This window comes from Legionella dresdenensis (genome assembly GCF_042649825.1).
In the GTDB taxonomy this organism is placed as follows: domain Bacteria; phylum Pseudomonadota; class Gammaproteobacteria; order Legionellales; family Legionellaceae; genus Legionella_C; species Legionella_C dresdenensis.
The window spans coordinates 1-548 of record NZ_JBHSAB010000032.1 but is presented as its reverse complement, the minus strand read 5'-3'; the positions used below and the strand labels follow the sequence as shown (position 1 = coordinate 548).

Genomic DNA, 548 nt, shown 5'->3' with positions numbered 1-548 from the left:
CCTGATTTGAATGGTTTTAGGATATTGTTTATACAACTCCTTGCTCATCCATTTCGGTCTTCTGGGTTTTTCCCATTCGGTGATATGGTCATTTTCTCCAAGAATCAGGCCAGTTGTAAAATCATAACGCCGTTGAACATGACCTGGAACCAGCACATCAACTTTTTTTTCCATTAAGTCGTGCATTAAAAAAAAGTGACAGAATAAGGCATCGCCGAGTGCAATATCGCCTTCCTTGATGCAATCCAATAAACTGCGAAGCAAGGTCACCTCGCCGGTACCTTTCCCTCGGGTCGCCTCAAGCGCATAATCGATAACACTGCCTGTCATCAGGGAGAATACCCCCAATAAGCGTACCTGAGGATTGCCCACCCCAGGCTTTTGGTTGCTGTGTTTCGGATATTGGGCATTATTCGCTTTCGTATCCCGCAGCGTGAGGGTTGTTCCATCAAAGGCTTTGATATCACGCCCATCGAACCCCCACGCCCGCGGCGCTTTGTTTAATGAACCAACACCCACCGAGCGAACTAACTCATGAATAGTGCCTT

General features: G+C 47.1%; 1 protein-coding gene. It reads right to left on the bottom strand.

Going from position 1 to position 548, the window contains the following annotated elements:
• The coding region (locus ACFORL_RS12755; protein ID WP_382344614.1) for a transposase at positions 1 to 548 on the bottom strand (548 nt) is incomplete at both ends.